We start from the raw sequence: 24881 nt of genomic DNA on the forward strand, positions 1-24881 counted from the left end.
GCCTAGTGCAGGTCGTGGGCGCTGACGGTGTCGTAGAGATCGACTTCGGGCCGCGTCGCCAGATGCGGCACCGCGGCCGCGGCCATCTCGGCCATCTCCGCGGAGTCGAGGTGCGTACGCGCGGCCGCGGCCGACTCCCACTTCGCGACGAGCAGCAGCCGTCCCGGATGCGCGGCCGAGGCGAGGAGGTCGACATTGCGACACGCCGGCGCGCGCCGCGTGATCACGACGTAGCGCGCGAGCACGGCCATCAGCGGCTCCTCGGAGCCCGCGCGCGGATCGAACCGTGCGGTCATCACGGCGAGCTCGGGCTCGTCGGCGGTCATCGGCGCACCGTCCATCGAAGGAAATGCGAGACCGGTCGCTCAGATGCTCCATACTGGTAGACCCCGCCGGCCCGTCGGCGCGGGCCTCGGCACCGAGGAATGCGCAGCACAGGGGCACTGTTCGCCCTCAAGGCCCGCTTGACTCGGCCCGTATCCTACAGGGACACCCAGCGTCGCTGACGGGAGCACGGCGCGCGCAGGGGGGTCGACGAATCGGCCTTCTCCCTGCATTTCACCCAAATCCGTCTGAGTCCGACGAAAAGGAAACCTTCCCTTGGCGAAGGAGCGAGTGGAGCGCGACGAGGAAGACCTCGTCCGGCTGTATCTCACCGACATCGGGCAGTACCAGCTCCTCAACAAGGAGCTCGAGGTTCAGCTCGCGCAGCAGATCGAAAACGGCAACGCCGCGCGCGAGCAGCTGGCGACGGGCAAGGGCTTGACTCCGGCCAAGAAGCGCGAGCTGCGACGCGTCGCGCGTGAGGGCGACGAGGCGCAGCGGCGCTTCATCCAGTCGAACCTGCGGCTGGTCGTCTCGATCGCGAAGAAGTACCAGGCCTCGGGCCTCCCGCTGCTGGACCTGATCCAGGAGGGGAACCTCGGCCTCATGCACGCGGTCGAGAAGTTCGACTGGCGCAAGGGCTTCAAGTTCTCGACGTACGCGACGTGGTGGATCCGTCAGGCGATCACCCGCGGCATCGCGAACACCGGTCGCACGATCCGGCTCCCCGTCCACGCGGGCGACACGCTGGCGCGACTCCAGAAGGCGCGTTCGCGCCTGGAGCTCAAGCTCGGTCGCCCGGCGACGCTTGCGGAGCTCTCGGCCGAGGTCGAGATGCCCGAGGACAAGGTCACCGAGGCGCTGCGCTTCGCGGCCGAGCCGCTGTCGCTGTCGGAGCCGTTGCGTGAGGACGGCGACGCCGAGCTCGGTGACATCGTCGAGGACCGCTCGGCGGAGTCGCCGTTCGAGGTGGCTGCCACCGCGCTGCTCCCCGCCGAGATCGAGAAGCTGCTCGCCCCGCTCGACGAGCGTGAGCGTCAGATCCTCGCCCTTCGCTTCGGTCTCGACCGCGGCGAGCCGAGGACGCTCGAAGAGGTCGGCGAGTACTTCAACCTCACCCGGGAGCGGATCCGCCAGATCGAGGCCCGGGCGATGTCGAAGCTGCGCCACCCGTCGGCCGACACCGGCGCTCGCGACCTGCTCGCGGTCTAGGCGCTCTCAGCGTCTCTCAGAGTTCTGCAGAAACGGGCGGGTCGCGCTTGCGGCCCGCCCGATTCGCGTCTCGATTCGTCACCATAAAGCGCCGACCCGCCGGGTCCGGCCCCCCGACCGGACCCGACGCGGATCGGGCCGCTTCCCCCGGGTTCAGTGGCCGTTGGCCGAGACGATCAGGTGGTAGGCGAGGCCGTAGCCCTGTTGCGGCGTGAAGTGCATGTAGGTCTTGTTGAGCTTCCCGTACCAGTGGTTCCAGATCTGGATGGAACCCGAGGTGCCGTGCAGCGACTTCACGATCGAGACCGCGAGGTCCCGCGCCGCGGGCGGCGTCATCATCATCCCGGACTTCCAGCCGTTGAAGCCGAGCCGCTGGATCACGACGGCACCGTGATAGCTCGCGGGCATGTTGCGGCCCTGCGCCGACCCGTCCCAATACGTGCGGTACGGCATCGACGTCACGCCCGAGGTCGAAGCACTCCACGTCGCCTCGACCTTGCCCGGCTCCTTGATCTTGCCGTCCTGCGCGTGCGCCGACACGAGGAGCGCGGAACCCGCCGCGAGCGGTGCGAGCACGAGCCCCGTGATGGCCGCGCGTTTGGCGCGTCGGTAGGTCTGGAACTTCATCGAATCCCCCTTCGAGACCGGTTCGCCGTGACTCTTCGCGTCGGAGGCGGTCCGGCACCAACTTGAGGGGGAATCGGCGAAGCTGCCGCTCAGCGTGTGTCTGAGCGTCTCCAACCGCGTGGGGTGGGCTGGTCCGGTCGATGAATCCGCGGCGCGATTCGCGGCGGATGACCGAATCGTCGGCTGCGTCGTGTGATGCAACGTCGAAGTTGGAGCTCGGCGGAGGTGGCAGGAATCGAACCCACCGGACGGGGATCGCCCGTCCCACTCGTGTTGAAGACGAGGGAGGCCACCAGACCTCGTTCACCTCCGGGCGGGACGCTATCGGGCCCGCGGCCCTGCGGTTTTGCGGGTCGCGACGCTCCGGTACAGTTCCGCCGACTGTTCGACCCTTGGAGGTTTCGGTGAAGAAGCTGCTGATGCTGCTGGTGCTCGTTGCGCTCGGTGCCGCGGTTGCCCGCAAGGTGCGCGCCGCCTAGTTCCAAAACGCTGTCGGTGGCGGCCCGGTCTCTCCCGGGTCGCGCCGCACACATGGTGCGGGCTCCGTCGCGGATGCGACGGTTCAGCGCGCGGTCGAAAGCCGTCGCCGCCACATCATGTAGAGCACGACCCCGGTTCCGAACGCGGCCGCAGCGCTGCCGGCCGCGAGCGTGGGCCCGGTCGCGGGAACGGCGACGCGATCACGCAACCGCACGGGACGCACGAAGCGCCGCACCTCCCATTCGCGTTCCAGCGCAACACGCGCGAGGTCGCGGTCGGGGTTCACGACGACGGGATGTCCGACCGCCTCGAGCATCGGAACGTCGGTGATCGAGTCGGAGTACGCGTAGGACGCGGCGAGATCGATGCCTTCGAGGACCGCCTTCTCGCGTATGGCGATCGCCTTGTTCTCGCCGTACGCGTAGAACTCGAGCTCGCCCGTGTAGCGACCGTCGTCGTCGATCTGCGCGCGCGTCGCGATCGCATCGTCGACGCCGAGGTACTCGGCGAGCGGCGCGACGACTTCGAGCGGCGACGACGAGATGATCACCGTGCGGCGTCCGGCCTCGTTGTGCTCGCGGATCAGATCGAGGGCTTCCGCGTAGATGATCGGCTGGATCGTCGCCTCCAGCGTCTCGCGCACGATGTCGGCGACGTGATGCTGATCCCAACCCTTCGTGAGCCGCAGCATCGACTCACGCACCTTCTCCATCTTCGCCTCGTCGGCACCGACGAGCATGTAGACGATCTGCGCGTACATCGAGCGCGCGATCGCGGAGCGACTGATCAGCCCTTCGCGATAGAGCGGCCGGCCGAACGCGAGCACGGAGCTCTTCGCGATGATCGTCTTGTCGAGGTCGAAGAACGCCGCCTCCATCGTGTCCAGCGTACGGCTCGACAGTGATGATCGGTAGCCGTCGCGATCGATGCTCGATGCAACCGACCGTTGACCCGTGCTGTGGTTCACCGTAGGTTCGCATCCTTCCCCCGCACTTCCCGACGTCATGTTCGGCGCGCCCGGTCGTTTGTCCGCGTACCTGGTGCCCAGGCTCGGGAAGGTTCACATGCTGTTGTCGCTGTGGTCACCGAAGGGTGGCTCCGGTACGTCGGTCTTCGCCGCCGCGTGCGCGGTCGTGCTCGCCACGCACCGTCCCACCCGGCTCGTCGATCTCGCGGGAGACCAGCCCGCGACGCTCGGATTGGCGCTGTACGGACAGTCTGCGACGCGCGGCGTGCATGACTGGCTCGCGGCGGGTCCCGCGGCGCCGGCCGACGCGTTGGCGCGCCTCGCGGTCGACGCGGGTCCGGGCTTGCAGCTCGTGCCGGCCGGTTCGGTTGCGCCGCGCGGACTCGTCGGCGGCGAGTCGGGCGCGGCGCTCGGGATGGTGCTGCGCGAGTGGGGCGCGGTCGTCGCCGACTGTGGTCGTGCGGACGACGCGGCGACGCGCGCACTCGTCGAGGTCTCCGATTGCTCGGTCGTCGTCGTGCGCTCGTGCTATCTCGCGTTGCGCCGCGCTGCGGCCGACGACCTCGTGCAGCAGGCGACGGGTCTCGTCGTGCTCTCGGAGAGCGGGCGCATGCTCGGCCCGCGCGAGATCTCCGACGTGCTCGGAGCGCCGGTGCTCGCGACCGTGCCCGTGCGCGCCGCGATCGCGCGCGTGATCGACGCGGGAGTGCTGGCGTCGCGCCTTCCGGATCAACTCGCGCGTCCGGCGCGCGGACTGCTCGAGCGTTTGGGTGTCACACGGTCGCGCGATACTGCGGCCTGACGGGTTGACCGTTCGGCGGTCCCGTCGTACGTTCTCGCTTCCCCCGCACTTTCCCGATCGGTTCTGCGCGTGCCTGCGCGCTCGAACGCATTCGGAGGTGTGCGGTGGTCGTAGCGGAGTGGCCTACGGACGCGACGGACGACGGCGCGGTTCGGCGCGCGGTGTTGCGCCGCCTGCACGCCGACCCACCGACGGCGTCGGGCGGACGCGCGGCGTTGCGCGGCCATCTCGCGCGGCTCCTGCGCGACGAGGCGCCGCTCGCCGACGTCGATCGGGCCGATCGGCTGCTCGACGAGCTCGTGCACGAAGCCGACGGACTCGGTCCGCTCGACGCGTTGCTGGAGGATCCCGACATCTCCGAGATCATGCTGAACGGTCCCGGACGCGCGTACGTCGAGCGCGCGGGCCGGCTCGTCGAGATCGATCTCGGCCTCGATGCCGACGCGATCGCGCGCCTTGGCGAGCGCATCGTGCTGCCGCTCGGCCTCCGCCTCGACCGATCGTCGCCGATCGCGGACGCTCGGCTCGCCGACGGATCGCGCGTGCACGCGGTCCTGCCGCCGCTCGCACCCGACGGGCCGTACCTCACGATCCGCCGATTCGCGACGCGTCCGGTGCCGATCGACGGTTTCGACGTCGGCGGCGAAGCGGGCGCGTTCCTCGAGGCCGCGGTGCGATCGGGTCGCAACGTGCTGGTCGCGGGAGGCACGAGCACCGGGAAGACGACGCTGCTCAACGCGCTGTCGGGCGTGATCGACGCGGGGGAGCGGATCGTCACGATCGAGGAGACGGCGGAGCTGCGATTGCGGCAACCCCACGTCGTTCGGCTCGAGGCACGACCGGCGAACGCCGAGGGTGCCGGCGCGGTCGGAGTGCGCGAGCTCGTGCGCTGCGCGCTCCGGATGCGACCGGACCGCATCATCGTCGGCGAAGTGCGCGGCGGCGAGGCGCTCGACATGCTGCAGGCGCTCAACACCGGACACGACGGCTCGCTCTCGACGGTGCACGCGAACGGAACGCGTGACGCGTTGCGCCGGCTCGAGACGCTGGCGCTCTTCGCCGGGATCGCGCTGCCGTTGCCGGCGGTGCGCAGCCAGATCGCCTCCGCGATCGACCTGATCGTGTTCGTCCGGCGCGGCGCCGATGGCGCGCGCCGGGTGGACGTGATCGCGGAGGTCGTGCCGGCCGGTGTCGACGTCGAACCGGAAGCGCGGACGTTGTTCGAGCGACGTGGCGCCGCGCTCGTGGCGCTCGCGGTGCCGCAGCGTCCGGGGCGACGCGCGACGCACGAAGGGCCGTCGTCGTGAACGTCACCGCGCCGGCGTTCGCGGCGCTCTCGACGCTGTGGCTCGCTCGCCGCGCCCGTCGCGCCGATGTGGTCGATCGAGCGCGGGCGTTGCGGGCGACGGGTTCGCGCCTGCCGGCGCGGCTGCGCGAGGTGCTCGACGGCGCGCTGCGGGCCGCCGACGTCGAGCTCGACGCGCCGGCCGCGCTCCAGCTCTGGCTGCTGGGCATCGTCGCGGCGGGCTGTCTCGCCGCAGGCCTCGACATTGCGCTCGCGCCGATCGCGATGGTCGCCGTGCTCGTCGGCGCGCCGGTCTCGCTGTACGGCGCGCGTCATCGCGGTGAGCGCCGCGCCGCCGACGAGCTGCCGGTCGTGCTCGAGCTCGTCGCGAGCGAGCTGCGTACAGGGGGCACGGTCGGGGACTCGCTCGCTTCGGTCACCGGGCGGCCCGTCGGTGGTCGGCGGCTCGCGCTGGCGCCGGACGTCGAACGAGTGGTGCGTCGATGCGAGCTCGGCGCGCCGGTCGACGAAGCGCTCGCGGCCTGGGCGGCGGAACGCGCCGATGCGGGTGTTCGCAGCGCGGCGGGCGCGCTCGCGGTCGCGGCAACCACCGGTGGTCGTGCCGCCGCCGCGCTCGACGGGCTCGCGGCATCGCTGCGCGATCGACGCGAGATCGCGGCCGAAGCGCGCGCGTTGTCCGCGCAGGCCCGGCTCTCGGCCGTCGTCGTGGGTTGCCTCCCGATCGGCTACCTCGTCGGTTGCGCGCTGCTCGACCCTCGGCAGGTGCGCGTGCTGCTGCACACGGGATTCGGCGCGCTGTGCCTCGTCATCGGTCTCGTTCTCGAGACGCTCGCCGTCGTCTGGATCCGCTTCATCCTGCGGGAGGAAGCCTGATGGCGCTCACGTACGCGTCTGCGATCGTGTGGGGCGCCCTCGTGCTCGCCGCGGGTTGGCGCGTCGCGGCGCGCGCGACGGCGGCCGATCGTGCGCGCGCGCTGCGCGGCGAACGCGTGCAGGAATCGCACGTTGCCATTCTCGAACGCGCGCTGGCGCGGCTCGGCGTCGTCGGACGGGTGCTGCTCGGTGTGCGCCGGCGACGCGCGGCCGCGCAGCGGGACCGTCGCCTCGCGCGTGAGCTTCCGGCCGCGGTCGACCTCCTCGCGGTCGCGATGAGCTCGGGCGCGACGCCGTTCGGCGCGGTCGAAGCGGTCGCGCGGTGGTCGCCGCCGACGGTCGCGGCGACGTTCGACGCGGTCGTCGTCGCGTGCGGGCTCGGCGCGTCGTTCGAGTACGCGATGAGCGACGCGGCGCGGCGTGACCTACGACTCGGCCCCCTCGTCACGGTGCTCGCGGGCGGCGCGCGCCTCGGCGCGGCCGTGAACGATTCGCTCGCCCGGCTCGCGGCCGAGGCGCGCCGCGACCTGCGCCGGCGCGCCGAGGCGCGCGCTCGGACGGTGCCGGTGCGCCTGCTCTTCCCCCTCGTCTTCCTCGTGCTCCCCGCGTTCGGGTTGCTCACCGTGGTGCCGGCGGTGGTCGCGGGCTTCCACGGCGTCTGAGCACCCCGCGCGCATTCCTGTGAACCGCGGCGTTCCACGCCGCATTGGAGGTGCATCGTGCTCGATCGGTTTCTCTCGTTCTTCCTGCGTGTTTTCGTCGATCCCCCCGGCGAGGAAGGGCAATCGACGGCGGAGTACGCGCTCGTGATCGTGGCCGCGGCCGCGATCGTCGGGCTGCTGCTCAGCTGGATCACGAAGTCCAACGGCATCGGCTCGATCTTCAACGCGGTGATCGGCCGGGTCATGAAGTGGATCACGTGAGCGCCGGACTCCGGCTTCGGGACGCGCGTGGAGGCGCGCGTCCCGAATCCGGTCAGGCGGCGGTGGAGCTTGCGCTCGCGCTGCCGGCGATCGTTGTGTTGCTGCTCGCGATCGTGCAGTTCGCGTTGGTGGCGCGCGACGAGCTGCTCGTCGTGCACGCGGCGCGCGAGGCCGCGCGTGCGGCGAGCGTCGGCGGCTCGGGTTCCGACGCGGCCGCGCGAGTGCTGCGGGGCGCGCAGGTCGTCATCGACGGGGGCGGACGTGTCGGTGATCCGGTGGTGGCGACCGTCGGCTTTCGCGCGGTGACCGATCTGCCGCTCGTCGGACCGTTGATTCCGGACCCGTGGCTGCACGCGCGGGTGACGATGCGAGCAGAGGAGCCACGGTGAACCGGGCGCGGTCGCAACGGGGCTCCGTCGCGATCCTCGTGTGTGGACTCATCGCGTTGGCGACGGTGCTCGCGGTCGCGGTCGTCCTCGTCGGCGGCGCGGTCGTGCTCGCGGGGCGCGCGGAGGCCGCGGCCGACGCGGCAGCGCTCGCCGGAGCCGACTCGGTCGCCCTCGGCACGCGGTCGCTGGCGTGCGCCGCCGCGAGCCTCGTGGCGGAGAGCAACGAGGCGCATCTCGTCGACTGCGACGTGAGCCACGACTCGGTCGAGGTCGTCGTCCAGCTCACCGGCGACGGTCCGCTCGCGCTCGGTCGAACGGTGCGGGCGCGCTCGCGCGCCGAGATCAGCGACCGGCCAGCAGTCGGAGGAGGGTGATCGCGCCGTGCTTGTCGAGATACTCGTTCCAGTTGCCGCACTTCGGCGACTGCACGCACGACGGGCAGCCGTCGTCGCACGCACACGCGGCGACGAGGTCGAGCGTTGCGTGCACGAGCCGGTCGGCGTCGGCGAACGCGAGCTCCGCGATGCCCGCGCCGCCCGGGTAGCCGTCGTACACGAAGATCGTCGGCTCGCCGGTCTGTGGGTGCGCGGCCATCGACACGCCGCCGACGTCCCAACGGTCGCAGATCGTGAACAGCGGCAGCAGTCCGATCAACCCGTGCTCGGCCGCGTGCACGGTGCCGAGCACCGGCGCGGGCTCGAGGCCGGCGTCGAGGAGCGAGTCGAGCGGCACCGTCCACCAGCACGCGCGGGTCGTGAGGGTGCGGGGCGGCAGGTCGAGATCGCATACCTCGATGAGCTGGCGGGTCGAGATCTGCAGTCGCTGGTACGCGTGCACGAGGTTCGTGACCTCGACCGCGCCGAGGTGCACGGTGCCCGGACCGGCCGGCGCGCGCTCGTCGATCGCGGCGATCGCGATGTCGGTGTCGACGCGCGGTTGCGTGTACTCGTCGCGCTCGGAGTGCTCGAGCCACGCGACGTGGTTCACCTGGTCGAGGCGCGCGACGCGGTACTGCCGGCCTTGGTGGAGATAGAGCGCGCCCGGATGCGCGACGGTGAACACGCGCGCGCCGTCGACCGTACCCACGCCTCGCTCGTCCTCCTCGTCGACGAGCTCGTACTCGACGCCACTACCGGTACGCAGCCCGACGCGCGCCGCGGGGCGGTCGAGACCCGACCAGAACATCTTGTCGCCGCGCGGTCGCAGCTCGTCGTCGCGCACGAGCTCGCGCACGACATCGTCGAGGCCTTCGCCGAACCATTGCTCGTCGGCGCGTTCGAGCGGCAGCTCGTGCGCCGCGCACGCGACCTGTGCGCGCAGAACGAACGGGTTGTCGGGATTGACGACCGCTTGCTCGGGGCGCCGCCGGGTCAGCTCGTCCGGATGCGCGAGGTACCACTGGTCGAGCTGATCGTCGCCCGCTACGAGGACCGCGGCCGAGCGCCGGCCGGTGCGCCCGGCCCGGCCGGCCTGCTGCCAGAGCGACGCGAGCGTGCCGGGAAAGCCGTTCAACACGACCGCGTCGAGCCCGCCGACGTCGATCCCGAGCTCGAGCGCGGTGGTCGCAGCGACACCGACGAGGCGTCCGCTCGTAAGGTCACGTTCGAGCGTCCGGCGCTCGTCGGGTCGGTAGCCCGAGCGATAGGCCGCGACCCGATCGGCAAGCTCGGGCGCGGTCTGCGCGAGCTCGCGGCGGGCGTACTGCGCGACCAGCTCCGCACCCCGCCGGCTGCGAGTGAATGCGAGCGTCTGCGAGCCATCGCGCACGAACGCGGCGAGGAGCGACGCGGTCTCGATGTTCGCGGAGGCGCGCGCGCCGGAGTGCTCGTCGAGCAACGGACGCTGCCAACACGCGACGACGCGTTCGGATCGCGGCGCGCCGTCGTCGTCGACGAGCGCGACGGGCCGGCCGCACAGTGCGCTCGCGAGCTCCGCGGGGTTGCCGATGGTCGCGCTCGCGAAGCAGAACGTCGGTCGCGAGTCGTAGTGCGCGCAGACGCGCTGCAACCGACGCAACAAGTGCGCGACGTGACTGCCGAAGATGCCGCGCAACGTGTGCAGCTCGTCGATCACGACATAGCGCAACCGCATGAGGAACGTGGCCCACCGCGGGTGCGACGGCAGGATGCCCATGTGCAGCATCTCGGGGTTCGTGAGGACGACGTTGGCGTTGCGACGCGCCCAGGCGCGGTCGTCGGTCGGCGTGTCGCCGTCGTAGCTCACGGCCTTCAACCCCGGCACGAGCCACGAGCGCAGCGCGCGGAGCTGATCCTGCGCGAGCGCCTTGGTCGGGAAGACGAGCAGCGCGGTGTCCTTCGTGCCGTCGAGGACGCGCTCGATGATCGGCAGCTGGTAGCAGAGCGACTTGCCCGACGCGGTGCCGGTCGCAAGCACGACGTCGGTGCCGGCGCGCAACGCGTCGACGGCGGCGGCCTGGTGCGTCCAGAGCCGTTCGATGCCGCGTGCCGCGAGGCGCTCGGTCAGCTCGGCCGGAAGGGGACGTTCGAGGTCGGCGAATCGGGCCGCGCGCGCCGGAATGGTCTCGCTCGCCACGAGCCGTCCGGCCCGCTCCGGTTCGGCCCCGAGTGCCGCGAGCGTCGCGAACGGATCGGCGTCAGTGGGATTCGAGCACGCCGTCATCGGCGAAATCCTGGAACGCGGACGACGCTCCTGCCAACAGCGGCAGGCACCCGCCGCCGCCGACCGGGATCGTGAAGTTCCGGATGTTCGCGGGGCTGACCGACTGCGCGAGCCGGCCCAGCCGGTAGAGGTCGGAGAGGCCGATGCCCGTGAGGGTCGCGTTCTGACCGAGCATCGCGAGCAGATGGAACGCGCCGGCGGGAGTGGCGGCGCGGGCGCGGAGCTGCGCCATCGCGTCGAGGACGAGCGTCGCCTGGTTGGCGGTGCGCTCGATGTCGCCGCGCGCGAAGTCGTGACGGTCGCGGGAGTAGGCGAGCGCGCCGCCGCCGTCGACGTGATACGGAACGCCACCGGTGAAGTAGGCGCCCGAGTCGTGGTCGTTCATGGTCGTCGCCGGGACGATGTTCAGACCGCCGACGCCGTTGACGAGCGCGCCGAACCCTGCGAAGTCGACGAGCACCGAGTACGTGAGGTGGATGCCGAGCATCTGGTTGATGACCTCGGCCTGCAACGCCGGTCCGCCGTACGCGTTCGCGGCGTTGATCTTCGTCGTGCCGTGGTTCGGGATGTCGGAGCACGTGTCGCGCGGGATGTTGACGATCGTGCCCTTCTTGAGCGTCGTGTTCACCGCGAGCACGTGCAGCGCGTCACCGCGCGAGCCGCCGACGCCCGGTCGCAGGTCGCTCCCGATGAGCAGGATGAACACCACGCCACTCGGCTCGCCCTGGTAGCTCGCCGAGGCGAACTTCTGCACCTTGATCAGCGGCTTGCCCGCCGCGAGCGGTAGGCGCACACCGTGCAGCCACAGCGCGACCAAGCCGGTGCACGCCAGCATCACCGTCGCGGCGCCGATACCCGCGGCGCGCGCGACGCGGACCGCCCAGTGCCGACGCTGCTTCGTCTTCATCGTGCCGCCGTCGTGGTCGTGGCCTTCGTGGTGGTCGTCGTGCTGCCGAGGTTCCGGCGGACGACGATCGTGTAGCCGGTGATGTGCCAGTGCCGCTTGGCGTCGGGCTCCAAGATGAAGTTCCCGGCGCGCGCCACGGAGAGCTGCCCGTCGTCGGTCGCGCCCTGCACGGTGAGTGCGAACTGCGCCCCGACCATGAGCACCGTGCCGTTCTGCTGGAGCACGACGAGATTGAGCGGTTGCTTCACCGTCTTCGTGACGCTCGTGAGCTTCGGGATGCCGACGTCGCTGAGCGCGCCGCGATCACGGCCCTTCGGTCCGACCCGACCGGCGAGCGTCGGCGAGAACGACGCGAGCAACGGACCCGCGGCGTGGCCGGTGACGAGCGGGCTCGTGATCGCGTTCGCGACGTAGCGGTTGACGAGCCCGAGGATGACCTGCTGCTGCGGCTTCGTGTAGGCGTGTACCGGTCCGACCGCTTGCACGCTGACCCGTCCGAGTCGCAGCGCGAGCGAGACCGTGACCTTGCCCTGCTTGTCGGTCGTCGGCGCGCCGGTGGTCGGGCTCGCGTGCTTGCTCGAACCGTGACACGACGCGAGGAGTGTCGCCGCGCAGACGAGCGCGACGGAAGCGCGACGAGAACGCCGGAGGGTGCGCATCGACGGGGAAGGATGCCACGTCGCGTGCGCCGCGTCGCGGCACCTCGTTCAGATGAGAGATCGAGTTCCCGCAGGAACGGGCGCCTCGCTTCGCCGACCGCCGGCCGCGCGCACCGAGGCGTCGGCACCGGCGAGCGCAGCGAGCGCGGCCGGAAAACTCAGTGACCGGTGAGCAGCTGGCGCACCGATTCCTCGGAGTCGGTGGTGACCAGCGCGAGCACCTCGTCGCCGGGATAGAGCACGGTGTCGCCGCGCGCGAAGAGCACGTGGTCGTCGCGCACGACGGCGACGAGCGTCGCGTCGCGCGGTACCTGGAGATCGCGAATCGGTTGCGCGTTGACCGGCGTGTCCTCGGCGAGCGTCACCTCGACCAGCCGGACCTCGCCGCCTTCGAGCTGGAACAACCGCACGAGCCGACCGACGCTCACGGCTTCGTCGACGAGCGCGGTGATGAGGTGCGGCGTCGACACCGACAGGTCGACGCCCCACGACTCGTTGAACAGCCAGTGGTTCTTCGGGTGGTTCACGCGCGCGATGACGCGCGGCACCGCGAACTCCTGCTTCGACAGCAGCGAGACGACGAGGTTGTCCTCGTCGTCACCCGTCGCCGCGACCATGACGTCGCACGTGTCGACCTTCGCCTCGCGCAGCGAGTTCACCTCGCACGCGTCGGCGACGCGCACGTCGATGCCCGGAACCTTGTCGAGTCGCGACGCGACCTCGGGCACCTTCTCGAGCAACAGCACCTCGTGACCGTTCGCCACGAGCTCGCGCGCGATGTACCAACCGACGTTCCCGGCCCCCGCGATCGCGACGCGCATCAGTGAAGCCCTCCCGTCTCGGGCTGCGCGTCGAGCCGTTCCTGGAGCTCACCGAGCGAGCCGGTCGCGACCATGAGATGGAGGATGTCGCCCTCCTGCCCGACGAGATCGGAGTCGAAGATGCGCGCGGTCCCGAGTCGCGTCACGGACACGAGCTTGCTGCGGCCGCGCTCCTCGAGCTGACTGAGCGGGCGGCCGGCCCACGCGGGCGGAAGGTCGCGCTCGATGAGTGCGATCCCGCCGGTCGAGTCGGTCCAGCTCGCCGCGTGCTCGCCGGGGAGCAGCCGCCGCAGAACCTGATCGGTCGTCCATGCGACCGTCGCCACGGTCGGGATGCCGAGGCGTTGGTAGATCGCGGCGCGGCGGGGGTCGTAGATGCGGGCGACGACGCGCTCGATCTCGAAGGTCTCGCGGCCGACGCGCGCCGTCATGATGTTGGAGTTGTCGCCGCTCGTCACCGCCGCGAGCGCGCCCGCCTGGTCGATCTGCGCTTCGAGCAACGTGTCGCGGTCGAAGCCGAATCCGACGATCATCTTGCCGGAGAACGACGGCGGAAGGCGCCTGAAGGCTTCCTTACGCTTGTCGACGATCGCGACCGTGTGGCCCCCGAGCTCGAGGGCGCCGGCCAGCTCGCTCCCGACCCGGCCGCATCCGACGACCACGACGTGCAACTTTGGTTACTCCCGCTCAGCAAAAAGTGACCGCCGGCAGCTCAGCGGTCGTCGCATGGTAATCCTGGCGCGCTCGAAGACCCGATCCGGCGCCGTGCTTGACTGTGCGGCGTGCAAACCGCGCCCGAAGAGCCCGTTCGTGCCGCTGGCGAAACGGTGCGGCCGCTGCCGCTCCCGGCGACTCCCGACATCCAACTCGGTGAGTCGCTCAAGTACCGGCTGAAGAACAAGCTGCTCGGGCCTCCGCTGCACACCGAGGAGCTGGAGAACGAGCGGTTGGGCATCCCGACCGCGCTCGCGGTCTTCTCGTCCGACTGCATCTCCAGCTCGGCATACGCGACCGAGGAGATCCTCGCCCACCTCCTGCCCTACGTGGGTCTTGCCGCGTTCTTGCTCGTGGTGCCGATCACGGCCGCACTGCTCGTCGTGCTCGGCTTCCTGATCCTCTCCTACCGCGAGACGATCAAGGCGTATCCGACGGCCGGCGGCGCGTACATGGTGACGCGTGACAACTTCGGCCTGCTCCCCGCGCAGGTCGCCGGCGTCGCGCTGCTCACCGATTACATCCTCACCGTTGCCGTATCGGTTGCGGCGGGGACTGCGGCGCTCGCGTCGGCCGTGTCGTCGTTCGCTCCGTATCGAGTCGAGATCTCGGTCGCCTTCATCGCGCTCATCGCGATCACCAACCTGAAGGGCGTGCGCGAGTCGGGCAAGTTGTTCGCCGTTCCCACCTATTTCTTCATCGCGATCATGGGCGTGCTCCTCGCGGTCGGGCTCACGAAGATGGGCGGCGGTCACCTCCACGCGCAGGCGCTGAACAAGAAGGGCATGATCAAGATCGGGTCGGCCGGATCCGGTGCGTTGTACGGCTTGTCGCTCTTCGCGATGCTGCGCGCGTTCGCGTCCGGTGGCGCGGCGGTGACGGGTGTGGAAGCGATCTCGAACGGCGTGACCGCGTTCCGCAAGCCCGAGTGGCTCAACGCCCGCAAGACGCTGATGATCATGGGCGGCGTGCTCGCGGTGCTCTTCCTCGGGCTGTCGATCCTCTCGACCCGCACGCACGCGGTGCCCTACGAGAGCGGGACTCCGACGGTGATCTCGCAGATCGGCAAGGTCGTGTTCGGCGGCGGCGCGCTCGGGAACGTCCTCTTCTATGCACTTCAGGGCGGCACGATGCTCATCCTCGTGCTCGCGGCCAACACGAGCTTCGCCGACTTCCCGAGGCTGGCGTCGTTCCACGCCGGCGACAACTTCATGCCCCGCCAGCTCACCAAGCGCGGGCACCGCCTCGTGTTCTCGAACGGGATCATCGCCCTCGCCGTCGCGGCGGCGGTGCTCGTGATCGTCACCGGTGCAAGAGTCGACCGGCTCATCCCGCTCTACGCGATCGGCGTGTTCACGTCGTTCACGCTCTCGCAGGCCGGCATGGCGAAGCACCACTGGACGCAGCGCGAACCGAGCTGGCGACGCGGACTCGCCATCAACGGCATCGGCGCGTTCCTGTCGCTCGTCGTCGATGTGATCGTCATCCTGACGAAGTTCAAGAGCGGGGCCTGGTTCATCATCCTGTTGATCCCGCTCATGGTCGCCGGGCTCGTTCGACTCAACAAGCAATACCAGCTCGAGGAGGACCAGCTCGAGGAAGACGCGGAGAGCTCGATCACCGCGCCGATCCTGCGCCGTCACGTCGTGCTCGTCTTCGTGAACCGTCTCGACACCAGCACCGCGCCTGCCATTCAGTACGCGCGCGCGTTGATGCCCGACGAGATGCGCGCCGTGCACATCGCGGTCGACCGCAACGCCGCGCATCTGCTCGCGGACCGGTGGCGACGGCTCGGTCTGTCGCGCGTGCCGATCGAGATCGTCGACTGTCCCGACCGGCGCGTCGATCGAGCGGCGCTCGAGGTCGTCGCCGCGGAGCTCGACGGCACCACCGAGGTCACGGTGCTGTTGCCGCACCGCGTGTACACGCGCTTCTGGCACCGCTTCCTGCACGACAACACCGCGAACGAGATCGCGGAGGTCGTGAGCAAGCTGCCGCATGCGAACGTGACGACGGTGCCGTTCGTGTTCCAGCCCCGCGCGCCGAAGCACGCGCACGAGAAGGCGTGATCGGACCGAGCGCGGAGGGCGAGGGCGCGGTCGTCTCGCCGGCGCACAAGCCGATCGGCGACGTCCGGTGGCGCGACGTCTGCACGATCAGCGGGAAGGTCCGGTCGCTGCGCGTGCAGCCGTGGGCGAACGTCGCGTCGTTGGAGGCCGTGGTCGTCGACGACACCGGCGGCCTCGTGCTCGTCTTCCTCGGTCGCCGGACGGTCGCGGGCCTCGACCTCGGTCGCAAGGTGACCGCCGCCGGCCGCGTCGGCGAGCACCGCGGCTATCTCGCGATCCTGAACCCCTGGTTCGAACTGCTGTGACGGCGGCCGAGCGGCACCGCGCTCCGGCTTGACGTTTTGTCTGACCAAAATCTAAAGTCCGGGGCATCAAAGCCCTGGACCTCAAGCTCTCGAAATCGGAGCGCGAAGCGCTGAAAGCCATCTACCGGCTCGCCGACGAGCACGGGGAGGCCCACACCGGCGCGCTCGCCGACAAGCTGGGCATCAGCCCCGGCACCGTGACCGCGACCGTGAAGCGTCTCGCCGACCGCCACCTCGTCGACCACACGCCGTACCGGGGCGTGGCCCTCACCGGTCCCGGGTCGCGTGCCGCGGTCGAGGCGATCCGGCGGCACCGCATCGTGGAGCGCTTCCTCGCCGACACGCTCGGCTACGCGTGGAACGAAGCCGATCGTCTCGCCCAATCGTTCGAGCACGACCTCCCGCAAGAGGTGGAGGATCGCCTGTTCGTCGCGCTCGGCCGGCCGGCCACGTGTCCGCACGGCTTTCCGATCCCCGAGCACGAGGCGGGCGTGCTGCCCGACATGCCCGCGCTCTACACGCTCGAGCCCGGCGACGCGGCAGTCGTCGCGATCTCCGGCTCGACCGATCCCGAGATCATCGCCTTCCTCGAGTCGCTCGGACTGCGCCCGGGCGTGCACGTCGAGGTCAAGGAGAAGCAGGCGTTCGACGGCCCGTTGGTGCTGCAGGTCGACGGTGTTGATCAGACGCTCGGCAGCACGGTTGCGAGACAGGTCTACGTCCAGAAGTCCGCTTAGCCACACGAACGACACCGCGAGGGGCGGCGTCGGAGAAAGGCACAACGATGACCCACGTATTGGGAGCCGAAGGCGGCTATCAGACCTTCAGCCTCCACGGCGGTGAATGGCTGATCATGATCGGCTCGGTCGTGACCGCGCTCCTCGCGGTGGTGACCGGCCTCTTCCTCATGCGCGGAGTGCTCGCAGAGGACGAGGGCACGCCGACGATGAAGGCGATCGCGAAATCGATCCAGGAAGGCGCGATGGCCTACCTGAAGCGCCAGTTCCGCACGATCGGCGTGATCCTGATCCCGCTCGCGATCATCGTGTTCGCCACGTCGACGAAGGTGAAGAACGGCGACCACGTCGCGCTGAGCTTCGCGGCGTCGGGTGCGTTCCGAACGATCGCGTTCGTCGCCGGTTGCGCGATGTCGGGCCTCACCGGCTTCATCGGCATGAGCCTTGCGGTACGCGGCAACGTGCGCACCGCGGCCGCGGCGAAGAGCGGGTCGATGCCGCGCGCGCTGCAGGTCGCGTTCCGCACCGGCGCGGTCGCGGGCATGTTCACCGTCGGCCTCGGTCTGTTCGGCGCGTCGATCATCATCATGCTGTTCCAGAACACCAGCTCCGCGATCCTGATCGGCTTCGGCTTCGGCGGCTCGCTCCTCGCGCTCTTCCTGCGCGTCGGCGGCGGCATCTTCACGAAGGCGGCCGACGTCGGCGCCGACCTCGTCGGCAAGGTCGAGGCCGGAATCCCCGAGGACGACCCCCGCAACCCCGCGACGATCGCCGACAACGTGGGCGACAACGTCGGCGACTGCGCGGGCATGGCGGCCGACCTCTTCGAGAGCTACGAGGTGACGCTGGTCGCGTCGATGATCCTCGGCGTCCCCGCGTTCAAGGCGATCTTCCCGCACCGCCCCGAGCTCTGGGCGATCGGTGCGATCTTCCCGCTCGCCGCGCGTGCGCTCGGCGTGCTCGCGTCGATCGTCGGTGTGTTCGCCGTGCGCGCGACCGACGAGGACAAGTCGGCGATGGCGCCGATCAACCGCGGCTTCCTCACCGCCGGCATCCTGACGATCATCGGCACGCTGGTGCTCGCGCTCGTGTACGTCGGCAATCCGCACGGCACGATCTCGGGCATCGGCTGGCGCATGTTCGGCGCGGTGGTCGGTGGTCTGGTGCTCGCGCAGGTCGCGTCCCGAATCACGGAGTACTTCACGTCGACCGAGAACAAGCCGGTGCGCGAGATCGCGGAGTCGGCGGCGACCGGCGGCCCGGCCACCGCGACGCTCGCGGGCATCGCGAGCGGTCTCGAATCGTCGGTGTGGGCGATCATCGCCATCGCGGGTGCGCTCGCAGTAGCGATCGCGCTCGGCGGCGGCGACCTCCAGTTCTCGCTGTACCTCGTTGCGCTCACGGGCATGGGCATGCTGGCGACGACCGGTGTGGTGGTGTCGGAGGACACGTTCGGTCCGGTCGCCGACAACGCGGCCGGCATCGCCGAGATGTCGGGTGAGTTCGAAGGCGAGCCCGCGCGGATCATGGTGAGCCTCGATGCCGTCGGCAACACGACGAAGGCCGTCACCAAGGGCTTCGCGATCGGCTCCGCGGTCATCGCCGCGGTCGCGCTGTTCTCGTCGTTCATCGAGACGATCTCGAGTCAGCTCAACCTGAACCTGAAGGGCGACGATCTCTTCCGCAACCGGCTCACCGCGATCAACGTCGCCGATCCGAAGACCTTCATCGGTCTGCTGATCGGCGGCTCGGTCGCGTTCCTCTTCTCCTCGCTCGCAATCCGCGCCGTCGGCCGGACCGCGAACGTGGTCGTGCAGGAGGTTCGGAGCCAGTTCGCCGACGGCAAGATCATGAGCGGCGAGAAGGAGCCCGACTACGGCCCGGTCATCGACATCTGCACCGCGGCCTCGCTGCGCGAGCTCGCAACGCCCGCGCTGCTCGCGGTGCTCACGCCGGTGATCATCGGGTTCGGCATCAACTACTTCGCGCTCGGCGCGTTCCTCGCGGCGGCCATCCTCACCGGTCAGCTCATGGCCAACTTCCTGTCCAACGCGGGTGGCGCGTGGGACAACGCGAAGAAGTACATCGAGGACGGCAACCACGGCGGCAAGGGCTCCGACGCGTACCGCGCCGCGGTCATCGGCGACACGATCGGTGACCCGTTCAAGGACACCGCGGGCCCCGCGCTGAACCCGCTCATCAAGGTGATGAACCTGGTGTCGCTGTTGATCCTCCCGGCGGTCATCAACCTCCGGGACAACAGCGGCGCCCGCTTCAGCATCGCGGGGATCTCGCTCGTCGTGCTCGTCGTCGCGATCCTGTTCTCGAAGCGCTCCGGTGCCGGTCTGTCCGCCGAGCCGCCCGCGGCGAAGGTCGGCGCCACGGTCCCCGTCGCCGGCAACTAGGCCCGTCGAGCAATCGCTTTCGCAAGAACGGGCGGGTCGCTTTGCGGCCCGCCCGACTTGTCGGCTGAGGCGTCGAGGAGGGCGAAGCTTGCGAGCCCGACCAGAAAACTCAGGGCGCGGGTTCCTCGGTGAGGGCCCGCGCCCGCCGCTGCTTGCGGATCTCGAGCGCGGGTGCGATCAGCGAGAGCACGATGATCAGGAGCACGATCGGCAGGAGATAGTGGTCGACGTTCTTGATGTGCTTGCCGAGATAGAAGCCGGCGAGGCTGATGCCGACCGCCCAGATCGCCGCGCCGAGCACGTTGAAGGCGAAGAACACGCGCCGGCGCATCTCGCTCATGCCGACGAGGATCGGCGCGACCGTGCGCACGATCGGGATGAACCGGGCGAGGATCACGGCCTTCGGCCCCTGTTGCTCCACGAGCTCGTGGGCGCGGACCTCGTACTCGGTCTTGAAGAAGCGGGCGTCGGGCTTGAAGAGCTTGGTGCCGAACCGCTCGCCGATCTCGTAGCCGATCTGCGTGCCGGCGATCGCGACGATCAGCGCACCGAGCGCGATCGGGACGATGTGCATGTGGTACTTGTGGTGATCGGCCGCGAAGATCCCGGCCGTGAAGAGGAGCGAGTCGCCGGGCAGTGGGGCCGGGAAGATCCCCGACTCGATGAAGATCACCACCAACAGCCCGGCCAGCCCGAACGTGTCGATGAGGTGCTTCGGGTCGAAGAAGCTCACCGGCGGAACCCTAACCGGCACAGGGTGAGAATCCCCGGGCGCGCCGGCTGCGGACGGTGGTCAGGAGCCCGCTGACCGGCCGGTGACGACGTTGGGCCCTCGCGATGGCTACGGTCCAGGGCCCGGTGGCCGAGAGTGTGGTCGCGCCGCCGATGCACGCTCCTGGGGGTACGGGCCGGTCCCCCGACCGCTCGAGAGAGGAACGCCGTGGCCAAGTCGCTCGTCATCGTGGAGTCGCCCGCCAAGGGCAAGACGATCGCGGGCTTCCTCGGCGCGGGGTACGACGTGAAGGCCAGTGTCGGCCACATCCGCGACCTGCCGCGCTCGGGACTCGCCATCGACGTCGACAATCACTTCGCTCCCGAGTACGTCGTCTCCGACGGCAAGCAGAAGGTCGTGACCGATCTGAAGCGCGCGTTGAAGGACGCCGACGAGCTCATCCTCGCGACGGACGAGGATCGCGAGGGCGAAGCGATCGCGTGGCACGTGCTCGAGGTGCTCAAGCCCAAGGTGCCCGTGAAGCGCATGGTCTTCCACGAGATCACGCAGCAAGCGATCCGGGCCGCGCTCGACGCGCCGCGCGATCTCGACATGAAGCTGGTCGAGGCGCAAGAAGGTCGGCGCGTGCTCGACCGTCTCGTCGGCTACGAGGTCTCGCCGGTGCTCTGGCGCAAGATCGGACGTGGTGCGCGCTCCGCGGGCCGCGTGCAGAGCGTCGCGGTGCGGCTCGTCGTCGAGCGCGAACGCGCGCGCATGGCGTTCCGCAGCGGACAGTGGTCCGATCTCGTCGCGACGCTGAACGCGCGCGACACCAGCTTCCCGGCCGCGCTGGTCGAGCTCGACGACGTGAAGCTCGCGAGCGGCAACGACTTCGATTCCGCGACCGGCCGTATCGCCGACGGCAAGCACGTGCTCGTGCTCGACGCGGCGGGTGCCGACGCGCTCGCGGGGCGGTTGCGCGAATCGACGTACAAGGTCGAGTCGGTCGAGTCGTCGAAGATGACCGAGAAGCCGAAGCCGCCGTTCACCACTTCGACGTTGCAGCAGGAGGCCGGCCGGAAGCTGCGGTACGGCTCCGCGAAGACGATGGCCGTCGCGCAGCGTCTCTACGAGCGCGGTTTCATCACCTATATGCGGACCGACAGCACGAACCTGTCGGAGCAGGCGCTCGGCGCGGCCCGGCGCCAGATCGTCGAGCGCTTCGGTCAGGACTACCTGCCGGCCCAGGCGCGCACGTATCGCACGAAGGTGAAGAACGCGCAGGAGGCGCACGAGGCGATCCGTCCCGCGGGTGAAGACATCCGCCCGCCCGAGGCGGTGCGCTCCGAGCTCGACGCCGACGAGCGCGGCCTCTACGAGTTGATCTGGATCCGCACCATCGCGAGCCAGATGGCCGATGCGCGCGCGCTGCGTGTCGTGCTGCGCATCGGTGCGCGCTCCAGTGCCGACGAGCGCGCGGTGCTCCGCGCGACCGGCAAGACGTACGAGTTCCTCGGCTTCCGCCGCGCCTACGTCGAGGACGTCGACGACGAAGAGACTTCGGAGGGCGAGAGCCGGCTGCCCGCGGTCGTCGAGGGCGAGCAGGCCGCGCTCGAGGACCTGCGCGCGCTGCAGCACGAGACGAAGCCGCCCGCCCGTTACACCGAAGCGAGCCTCGTCAAAGAGCTCGAGGAGCGCGGGATCGGTCGGCCGTCGACGTACGCGTCGGTGATCCAGACGGTCCAGGCGCGCGACTACGTGTGGAAGAAGGGCAACGCGCTCGTCCCCGCGTGGATGGCGTTCGCCGTCGTCCGGCTGCTCGAGGACCACTTCGGTCACCTCGTCGACTATGGCTTCACCGCCGCGATGGAAGAAGCGCTCGACGTGATCGCGCGCGGCGAGGGCGAAGCCGAGAAGTGGCTCCACTCCTTCTACTTCGGGAACGGCCAGGCCGGTCTGCGCGAGCTCGTCGGCGACGAGAACCTCGCGACCATCGACCCCCGTCTCATCAGCACGATCCCGCTCGGCGTCGACGACGACGGCAACGAGGTCGTCGTGCGCGTCGGTCGCTACGGGCCGTACGTGCAGATCGGCGAAGACGGCGCGCGCGGCTCGATCCCTCCCGATCTCGCGCCCGACGAGCTCTCGCTCGACCTCGCGGTCGAGCTCGCGCGCCGGCAGGCCGAAGGACCGCAGGCGCTGGGCGACGATCCCGACAGCGGGCTCCCGGTGTTCGTGTTGAACGGCCGGTTCGGCCCGTACGTGCAGCTCGGTGAGACCGATCCGAACGCGGCGAAGAACGCGCCCAAGCCGCGACGCGCGTCGCTCTTCAAGACCATGCAGCCGGAGACGGTCACGCTCGACGACGCACTGCGCCTGCTCTCGCTGCCGCGCGTCGTCGGCACCGCCGAGGACGGCGAGGAGATCGTCGCGTTGAACGGTCGCTACGGGCCGTACATCAAGAAGGGCGCGGAGACGCGCAGCCTCGACGCCGAGGACAAGCTGCTCACGATCGCATTGCCCGACGCGCTCGCGCTGCTGGCAACGCCGAAGACACGCGGGCGCGCCGCGCCGAAGCCGCCGATCGCGGAGCTCGGCGAGTCACCCGACACCGGTGCGACGATCAAGGTGCTCGACGGCCGCTTCGGTCCGTACGTCACCGACGGCACGACCAACGCGACGGTGCCGCGCGGCACCGACCCCGAATCGGTGACGCTCCCCGATGCGATCGCGTTGCTGCGGGCCCGGGCCGCCGCGGGTCCGTCGAAGCGGGCGAAGAAGGCGCCGGCCAAGAAGAAGGCACCCGCGAAGAAGAAGGCCGCGAAGAAGGCGACGAAGGCGAAGAAGGTCACCAAGGCCAAGAAGGCGACGAAGGCGGAATCCGAGTCGAGCTCGGAGCCGGCGCTGCGCGTGACCCAGCCGAGCAGCGGCGCGGAGTGACCGGGAGCGCGGAGCGAGCGGTACCCGCCATCTAGCCTGACCGCAGTGAGCGACCAGGCGCCGTTTCTCGGGCCGCGCCCCGACGAGCAGGCGATCAAATCGTCGACCTTCGGCGTCCTACGCGGGCGGTTCTTCCGGCTGTTCGTCGCGCAGTTCTCGTCGAGCCTCGGCGACTGGACCGGGCTCGTCGCGATCCTCTTCCTGGCCGGCGAGGTCTCCAAGAACAAGGGCACCGCGATCGCGCTGGTGATGATCGCCCGCATGCTGCCCGGCTTCGTGCTCGCGCCCGTCGGCGGCGCGCTGATCGACCGCTGGGACCGGCGCAAGGTGATGGTGACGTGCGACATCGGCCGCGCCGGCCTGCTCGCGTTGCTGCCGTTCTTCCACAACCTCTTCGAGCTCGTGCTGATCTCGTTCTTCGTCGAGATCCTCACGCTGATGTGGAGCCCCGCGAAGGACGCATCGGTGCCGAACCTCGTCGCGCCCGAGCAGCTCGCGTCGGCGAACTCGCTCGGTTTGGTCGCCGCGTACGCGACGTTTCCGCTCGGCGCCGGGCTGTACGCGGGCCTGGCCGGGATCTCGAAGTGGCTCGGCGGCTTCGGCGCGTTGCACGCGTTCCACACGAACCAGACGTCGCTCGCGATCTGGGCCGACGGTGGGACGTTCCTGCTCTCGGCTTGGCTCATCAGCCACCTCGACCTTCCCGAGGCCGAGCGAGGATCGCCGAAGCGCATCGATTGGGGCGCGACGTATCGCGACATCGTCGACGGCATGCGGTTCATCCGCAGCGACCCGATGGTGCGCGGCGTCATGATCGGTCTTGCCGGTGGGCTGCTCGGCGGGGGATCGGTCATCCCGCTGGGGCCGCTGCTGAGCACCGACGTGCTCGGAGGCGGCGCCTCGAGCTTCGGTCTGTTGATCGTCGCGCTCGGTGTCGGTGCCGCGATCGGCGTGCTGACGTTGTTGTGGCTGCAGAAGCGATTACCGCGCGCCTCGGTGTTCTGGGTCGCGATCGTCGTGTGCGGAGGGTCGATCATCGCGGCGGCGTCGTTCGCGTCGCTCGCGCCCGCGATGTTCGTCGGCGCGCTGATCGGCGCGTCGGCCGGCACCGGTTACGTGACCGGATTCACCGTGTTGCAGGAGAACGTGGCGGACGAGATGCGGGGTCGCATCTTCGCGACGCTGTACACGATCGTGCGCGTGTGCCTGCTGCTCGCGCTCACACTGTCGCCGTTCATGGCGAACGTGCTCGGCGCGTTGGCCAAACACGTCAACCACGGCCGACTGCACTTCGCGGGACTGCACGTCGACCTTCCCGGCGTTCGCCTCGCGCTGTGGCTCGGCGGCGCGATCACGCTGCTGTCGGGCCTGGCGGCGCGCTCGATCATGCGCCGTTCGACGGCCACGGCCGCGCGGGGCGCCGCGTCGGCATGACACCGGGTGGCAGCGCGCGCGGCGCGTTCATCGTGCTCGAAGGCGGCGAGGGCAGCGGCAAGAGCACCCAGGCACGGCTGCTCGCGGCGCGTGTGCTCGCGTCGGGCTTCGAAGTGGTCGAGACGTTCGAACCCGGCGGGACGCCGCGCGGTGCCGCGTTGCGTGCCGCGTTGCTCGACGACGACACGCCGCTCGATGCGCACGCCGAGCTGCTCATGATGGCGGCCGACCGCGCGCAACACGTCGCCGAGGTCGTCGCGCCGGCCTTGGCGCGCGGCGCGGTGGTCGTGTGCGATCGGTTCTCGCCGTCGACGCTCGCCTACCAAGGAGTCGGACGCGGGATCGGCGTCGACGTCGTCGACGCGATCGACGCGTTGGTCGTGCGCGACGCGCGGCCCGACGTCGTGATCGTGCTCGACGTGCCCGACGCGGTTGCGCGAGCCCGGCGGCCGGACGCGCGCGACCGGCTCGAGCGCGCCGGCGACGAGTTCCACTCCGTCGTGCGGGCCGCGTACCGCGATCTCGCGGCGGCGCGCGGCTGGATCGTCGTCGACGGTTCCGCGGAACCGCCCGCGGTCGCCGAGCTCGTCTGGTCGGCCGTCGCCCCGCACCTGCCGGGGTCCCGTTCGATCTGA

At 70.1% G+C, this 24881-nt stretch carries 24 protein-coding genes and 1 tRNA gene; 15 read left to right on the top strand and 10 right to left on the bottom strand.

Going from position 1 to position 24881, the window contains the following annotated elements; translation table 11 throughout:
- Nucleotides 1-2: 2 nt before the first annotated feature.
- Complete coding sequence (locus tag VH914_06140) at nt 3-341, bottom strand: antibiotic biosynthesis monooxygenase family protein (GenBank protein HEX4490769.1); 339 nt, start codon at nt 339-341, stop codon at nt 3-5.
- A 259-nt stretch (nt 342-600) separates the two neighbouring features.
- Here VH914_06140 and VH914_06145 point away from each other — a divergent pair, with 259 nt between their 5' ends.
- Nucleotides 601-1536 (top strand): sigma-70 family RNA polymerase sigma factor, encoded by a 936-nt coding sequence (locus VH914_06145; GenBank protein HEX4490770.1) that lies wholly within the window; start codon nt 601-603, stop codon nt 1534-1536.
- A gap of 153 nt (nt 1537-1689) precedes the next feature.
- On the opposite strand, the gene VH914_06150 is transcribed toward VH914_06145, so the two are convergent.
- From VH914_06150 to VH914_06160, 3 genes are all read right to left on the bottom strand, one after another.
- A complete protein-coding gene (locus VH914_06150; GenBank protein ID HEX4490771.1) occupies nt 1690-2163 on the bottom strand; it encodes a hypothetical protein in 474 nt (157 codons plus the stop codon).
- A gap of 220 nt (nt 2164-2383) precedes the next feature.
- Nucleotides 2384-2474: transfer RNA gene (locus tag VH914_06155), tRNA-Sec, on the bottom strand.
- A gap of 251 nt (nt 2475-2725) precedes the next feature.
- The gene (locus VH914_06160) at nt 2726-3520 is read right to left on the bottom strand and encodes an HAD-IB family hydrolase (protein HEX4490772.1); all 795 of its coding nucleotides are present in this window, start codon (nt 3518-3520) and stop codon (nt 2726-2728) included.
- Nucleotides 3521-3707: 187 nt separating this feature from the next.
- Between VH914_06160 and VH914_06165 the strand changes: the two genes are divergently transcribed.
- The 7 genes from VH914_06165 (at nt 3708) to VH914_06195 (ending at nt 8277) form a co-directional block, all read left to right on the top strand.
- A complete protein-coding gene (locus tag VH914_06165) occupies nt 3708-4412 on the top strand; it encodes a hypothetical protein (GenBank protein HEX4490773.1) in 705 nt (234 codons plus the stop codon).
- Nucleotides 4413-4516: 104 nt separating this feature from the next.
- The gene (locus tag VH914_06170; GenBank protein HEX4490774.1) at nt 4517-5719 is read left to right on the top strand and encodes a CpaF family protein; all 1203 of its coding nucleotides are present in this window, start codon (nt 4517-4519) and stop codon (nt 5717-5719) included.
- Entirely contained in the window at nt 5716-6591 is an 876-nt protein-coding gene (locus VH914_06175) for a type II secretion system F family protein (protein HEX4490775.1), read from the top strand. Before VH914_06170 ends, VH914_06175 begins: the two co-directional genes overlap by 4 nt.
- Nucleotides 6591-7253, top strand: coding sequence for a type II secretion system F family protein (locus VH914_06180; protein ID HEX4490776.1), 663 nt, complete (start codon nt 6591-6593; stop codon nt 7251-7253). The genes VH914_06175 and VH914_06180 overlap by 1 nt, the downstream gene beginning before the upstream one ends.
- A 57-nt stretch (nt 7254-7310) precedes the next feature.
- Nucleotides 7311-7514, top strand: a complete 204-nt coding sequence (locus VH914_06185) for a DUF4244 domain-containing protein (GenBank protein ID HEX4490777.1) — start codon at nt 7311-7313, stop codon at nt 7512-7514.
- Nucleotides 7515-7576: 62 nt separating this feature from the next.
- Nucleotides 7577-7903, top strand: a complete 327-nt coding sequence (locus VH914_06190) for a TadE/TadG family type IV pilus assembly protein (protein ID HEX4490778.1) — start codon at nt 7577-7579, stop codon at nt 7901-7903.
- On the top strand, nt 7900-8277 hold the full coding sequence (locus VH914_06195) for an Rv3654c family TadE-like protein (protein HEX4490779.1): 378 nt from the start codon (nt 7900-7902) through the stop codon (nt 8275-8277). Before VH914_06190 ends, VH914_06195 begins: the two co-directional genes overlap by 4 nt.
- Here VH914_06195 and VH914_06200 read toward each other — a convergent pair.
- The 5 genes from VH914_06200 to VH914_06220 all read right to left on the bottom strand — a co-directional run bounded on the left by VH914_06200 (nt 8246) and on the right by VH914_06220 (nt 13601).
- A complete protein-coding gene (locus VH914_06200; protein ID HEX4490780.1) occupies nt 8246-10543 on the bottom strand; it encodes a DEAD/DEAH box helicase in 2298 nt (765 codons plus the stop codon). The genes VH914_06195 and VH914_06200 overlap by 32 nt on opposite strands.
- Entirely contained in the window at nt 10518-11450 is a 933-nt protein-coding gene (locus VH914_06205) for an LCP family protein (GenBank protein ID HEX4490781.1), read from the bottom strand. The genes VH914_06200 and VH914_06205 overlap by 26 nt, the downstream gene beginning before the upstream one ends.
- Nucleotides 11447-12109, bottom strand: coding sequence for a hypothetical protein (locus VH914_06210; GenBank protein ID HEX4490782.1), 663 nt, complete (start codon nt 12107-12109; stop codon nt 11447-11449). The genes VH914_06205 and VH914_06210 overlap by 4 nt, the downstream gene beginning before the upstream one ends.
- A gap of 158 nt (nt 12110-12267) precedes the next feature.
- Nucleotides 12268-12930, bottom strand: a complete 663-nt coding sequence (locus tag VH914_06215) for a TrkA family potassium uptake protein (protein HEX4490783.1) — start codon at nt 12928-12930, stop codon at nt 12268-12270.
- Nucleotides 12930-13601 (bottom strand): TrkA family potassium uptake protein, encoded by a 672-nt coding sequence (locus VH914_06220; GenBank protein HEX4490784.1) that lies wholly within the window; start codon nt 13599-13601, stop codon nt 12930-12932. Before VH914_06220 ends, VH914_06215 begins: the two co-directional genes overlap by 1 nt.
- Before the next feature lie 156 nt (nt 13602-13757).
- On the opposite strand from VH914_06220, the gene VH914_06225 reads away from it, so the two are divergent.
- The 4 genes from VH914_06225 to VH914_06240 all read left to right on the top strand — a co-directional run bounded on the left by VH914_06225 (nt 13758) and on the right by VH914_06240 (nt 19160).
- On the top strand, nt 13758-15713 hold the full coding sequence (locus VH914_06225) for an APC family permease (GenBank protein ID HEX4490785.1): 1956 nt from the start codon (nt 13758-13760) through the stop codon (nt 15711-15713).
- On the top strand, nt 15710-16018 hold the full coding sequence (locus VH914_06230) for an OB-fold nucleic acid binding domain-containing protein (protein ID HEX4490786.1): 309 nt from the start codon (nt 15710-15712) through the stop codon (nt 16016-16018). The genes VH914_06225 and VH914_06230 overlap by 4 nt, the downstream gene beginning before the upstream one ends.
- A 74-nt stretch (nt 16019-16092) precedes the next feature.
- Nucleotides 16093-16755, top strand: a complete 663-nt coding sequence (locus tag VH914_06235; GenBank protein HEX4490787.1) for a metal-dependent transcriptional regulator — start codon at nt 16093-16095, stop codon at nt 16753-16755.
- Nucleotides 16756-16802: 47 nt separating this feature from the next.
- Nucleotides 16803-19160, top strand: a complete 2358-nt coding sequence (locus VH914_06240) for a sodium-translocating pyrophosphatase (GenBank protein HEX4490788.1) — start codon at nt 16803-16805, stop codon at nt 19158-19160.
- Nucleotides 19161-19269: 109 nt separating this feature from the next.
- Here the strand turns inward: VH914_06240 and VH914_06245 are convergent, their stop codons facing one another.
- Nucleotides 19270-19893: a DedA family protein gene (locus VH914_06245; GenBank protein ID HEX4490789.1), complete on the bottom strand. Its 624-nt coding sequence runs from the start codon at nt 19891-19893 to the stop codon at nt 19270-19272.
- A 207-nt stretch (nt 19894-20100) separates the two neighbouring features.
- Here VH914_06245 and topA point away from each other — a divergent pair, with 207 nt between their 5' ends.
- The 3 genes from topA to tmk are packed head-to-tail and all read left to right on the top strand — an operon-like array spanning nt 20101 to nt 24881.
- Entirely contained in the window at nt 20101-22812 is a 2712-nt protein-coding gene (gene topA / locus VH914_06250; protein ID HEX4490790.1) for a type I DNA topoisomerase, read from the top strand.
- Between the two features lie 45 nt (nt 22813-22857).
- Nucleotides 22858-24246, top strand: a complete 1389-nt coding sequence (locus VH914_06255; protein ID HEX4490791.1) for an MFS transporter — start codon at nt 22858-22860, stop codon at nt 24244-24246.
- Complete coding sequence (tmk, locus tag VH914_06260; protein ID HEX4490792.1) at nt 24243-24881, top strand: dTMP kinase; 639 nt, start codon at nt 24243-24245, stop codon at nt 24879-24881. The genes VH914_06255 and tmk overlap by 4 nt, the downstream gene beginning before the upstream one ends.

It is taken from the genome of Acidimicrobiia bacterium, from assembly GCA_036271555.1.
GTDB lineage: Bacteria > Actinomycetota > Acidimicrobiia > IMCC26256 > PALSA-610 > DATBAK01.

Excerpts from the sequence above, each read along its gene's own strand:
- tmk (HEX4490792.1), top strand. The coding sequence starts at position 24,243 with ATGACACCGGGTGGCAGCGCGCGCGGCGCGTTCATCGTGCTCGAAGGC.
- VH914_06180 (HEX4490776.1), top strand. The coding sequence starts at position 6,591 with ATGGCGCTCACGTACGCGTCTGCGATCGTGTGGGGCGCCCTCGTGCTC.
- VH914_06205 (HEX4490781.1), bottom strand. The coding sequence starts at position 11,450 with ATGAAGACGAAGCAGCGTCGGCACTGGGCGGTCCGCGTCGCGCGCGCC.
- VH914_06150 (HEX4490771.1), bottom strand. The coding sequence starts at position 2,163 with ATGAAGTTCCAGACCTACCGACGCGCCAAACGCGCGGCCATCACGGGG.
- VH914_06240 (HEX4490788.1), top strand. The coding sequence starts at position 16,803 with ATGACCCACGTATTGGGAGCCGAAGGCGGCTATCAGACCTTCAGCCTC.
- VH914_06200 (HEX4490780.1), bottom strand. The coding sequence starts at position 10,543 with ATGACGGCGTGCTCGAATCCCACTGACGCCGATCCGTTCGCGACGCTC.
- VH914_06140 (HEX4490769.1), bottom strand. The coding sequence starts at position 341 with ATGGACGGTGCGCCGATGACCGCCGACGAGCCCGAGCTCGCCGTGATG.
- VH914_06160 (HEX4490772.1), bottom strand. The coding sequence starts at position 3,520 with ATGGAGGCGGCGTTCTTCGACCTCGACAAGACGATCATCGCGAAGAGC.
- VH914_06165 (HEX4490773.1), top strand. The coding sequence starts at position 3,708 with ATGCTGTTGTCGCTGTGGTCACCGAAGGGTGGCTCCGGTACGTCGGTC.
- VH914_06210 (HEX4490782.1), bottom strand. The coding sequence starts at position 12,109 with ATGCGCACCCTCCGGCGTTCTCGTCGCGCTTCCGTCGCGCTCGTCTGC.
- VH914_06215 (HEX4490783.1), bottom strand. The coding sequence starts at position 12,930 with ATGCGCGTCGCGATCGCGGGGGCCGGGAACGTCGGTTGGTACATCGCG.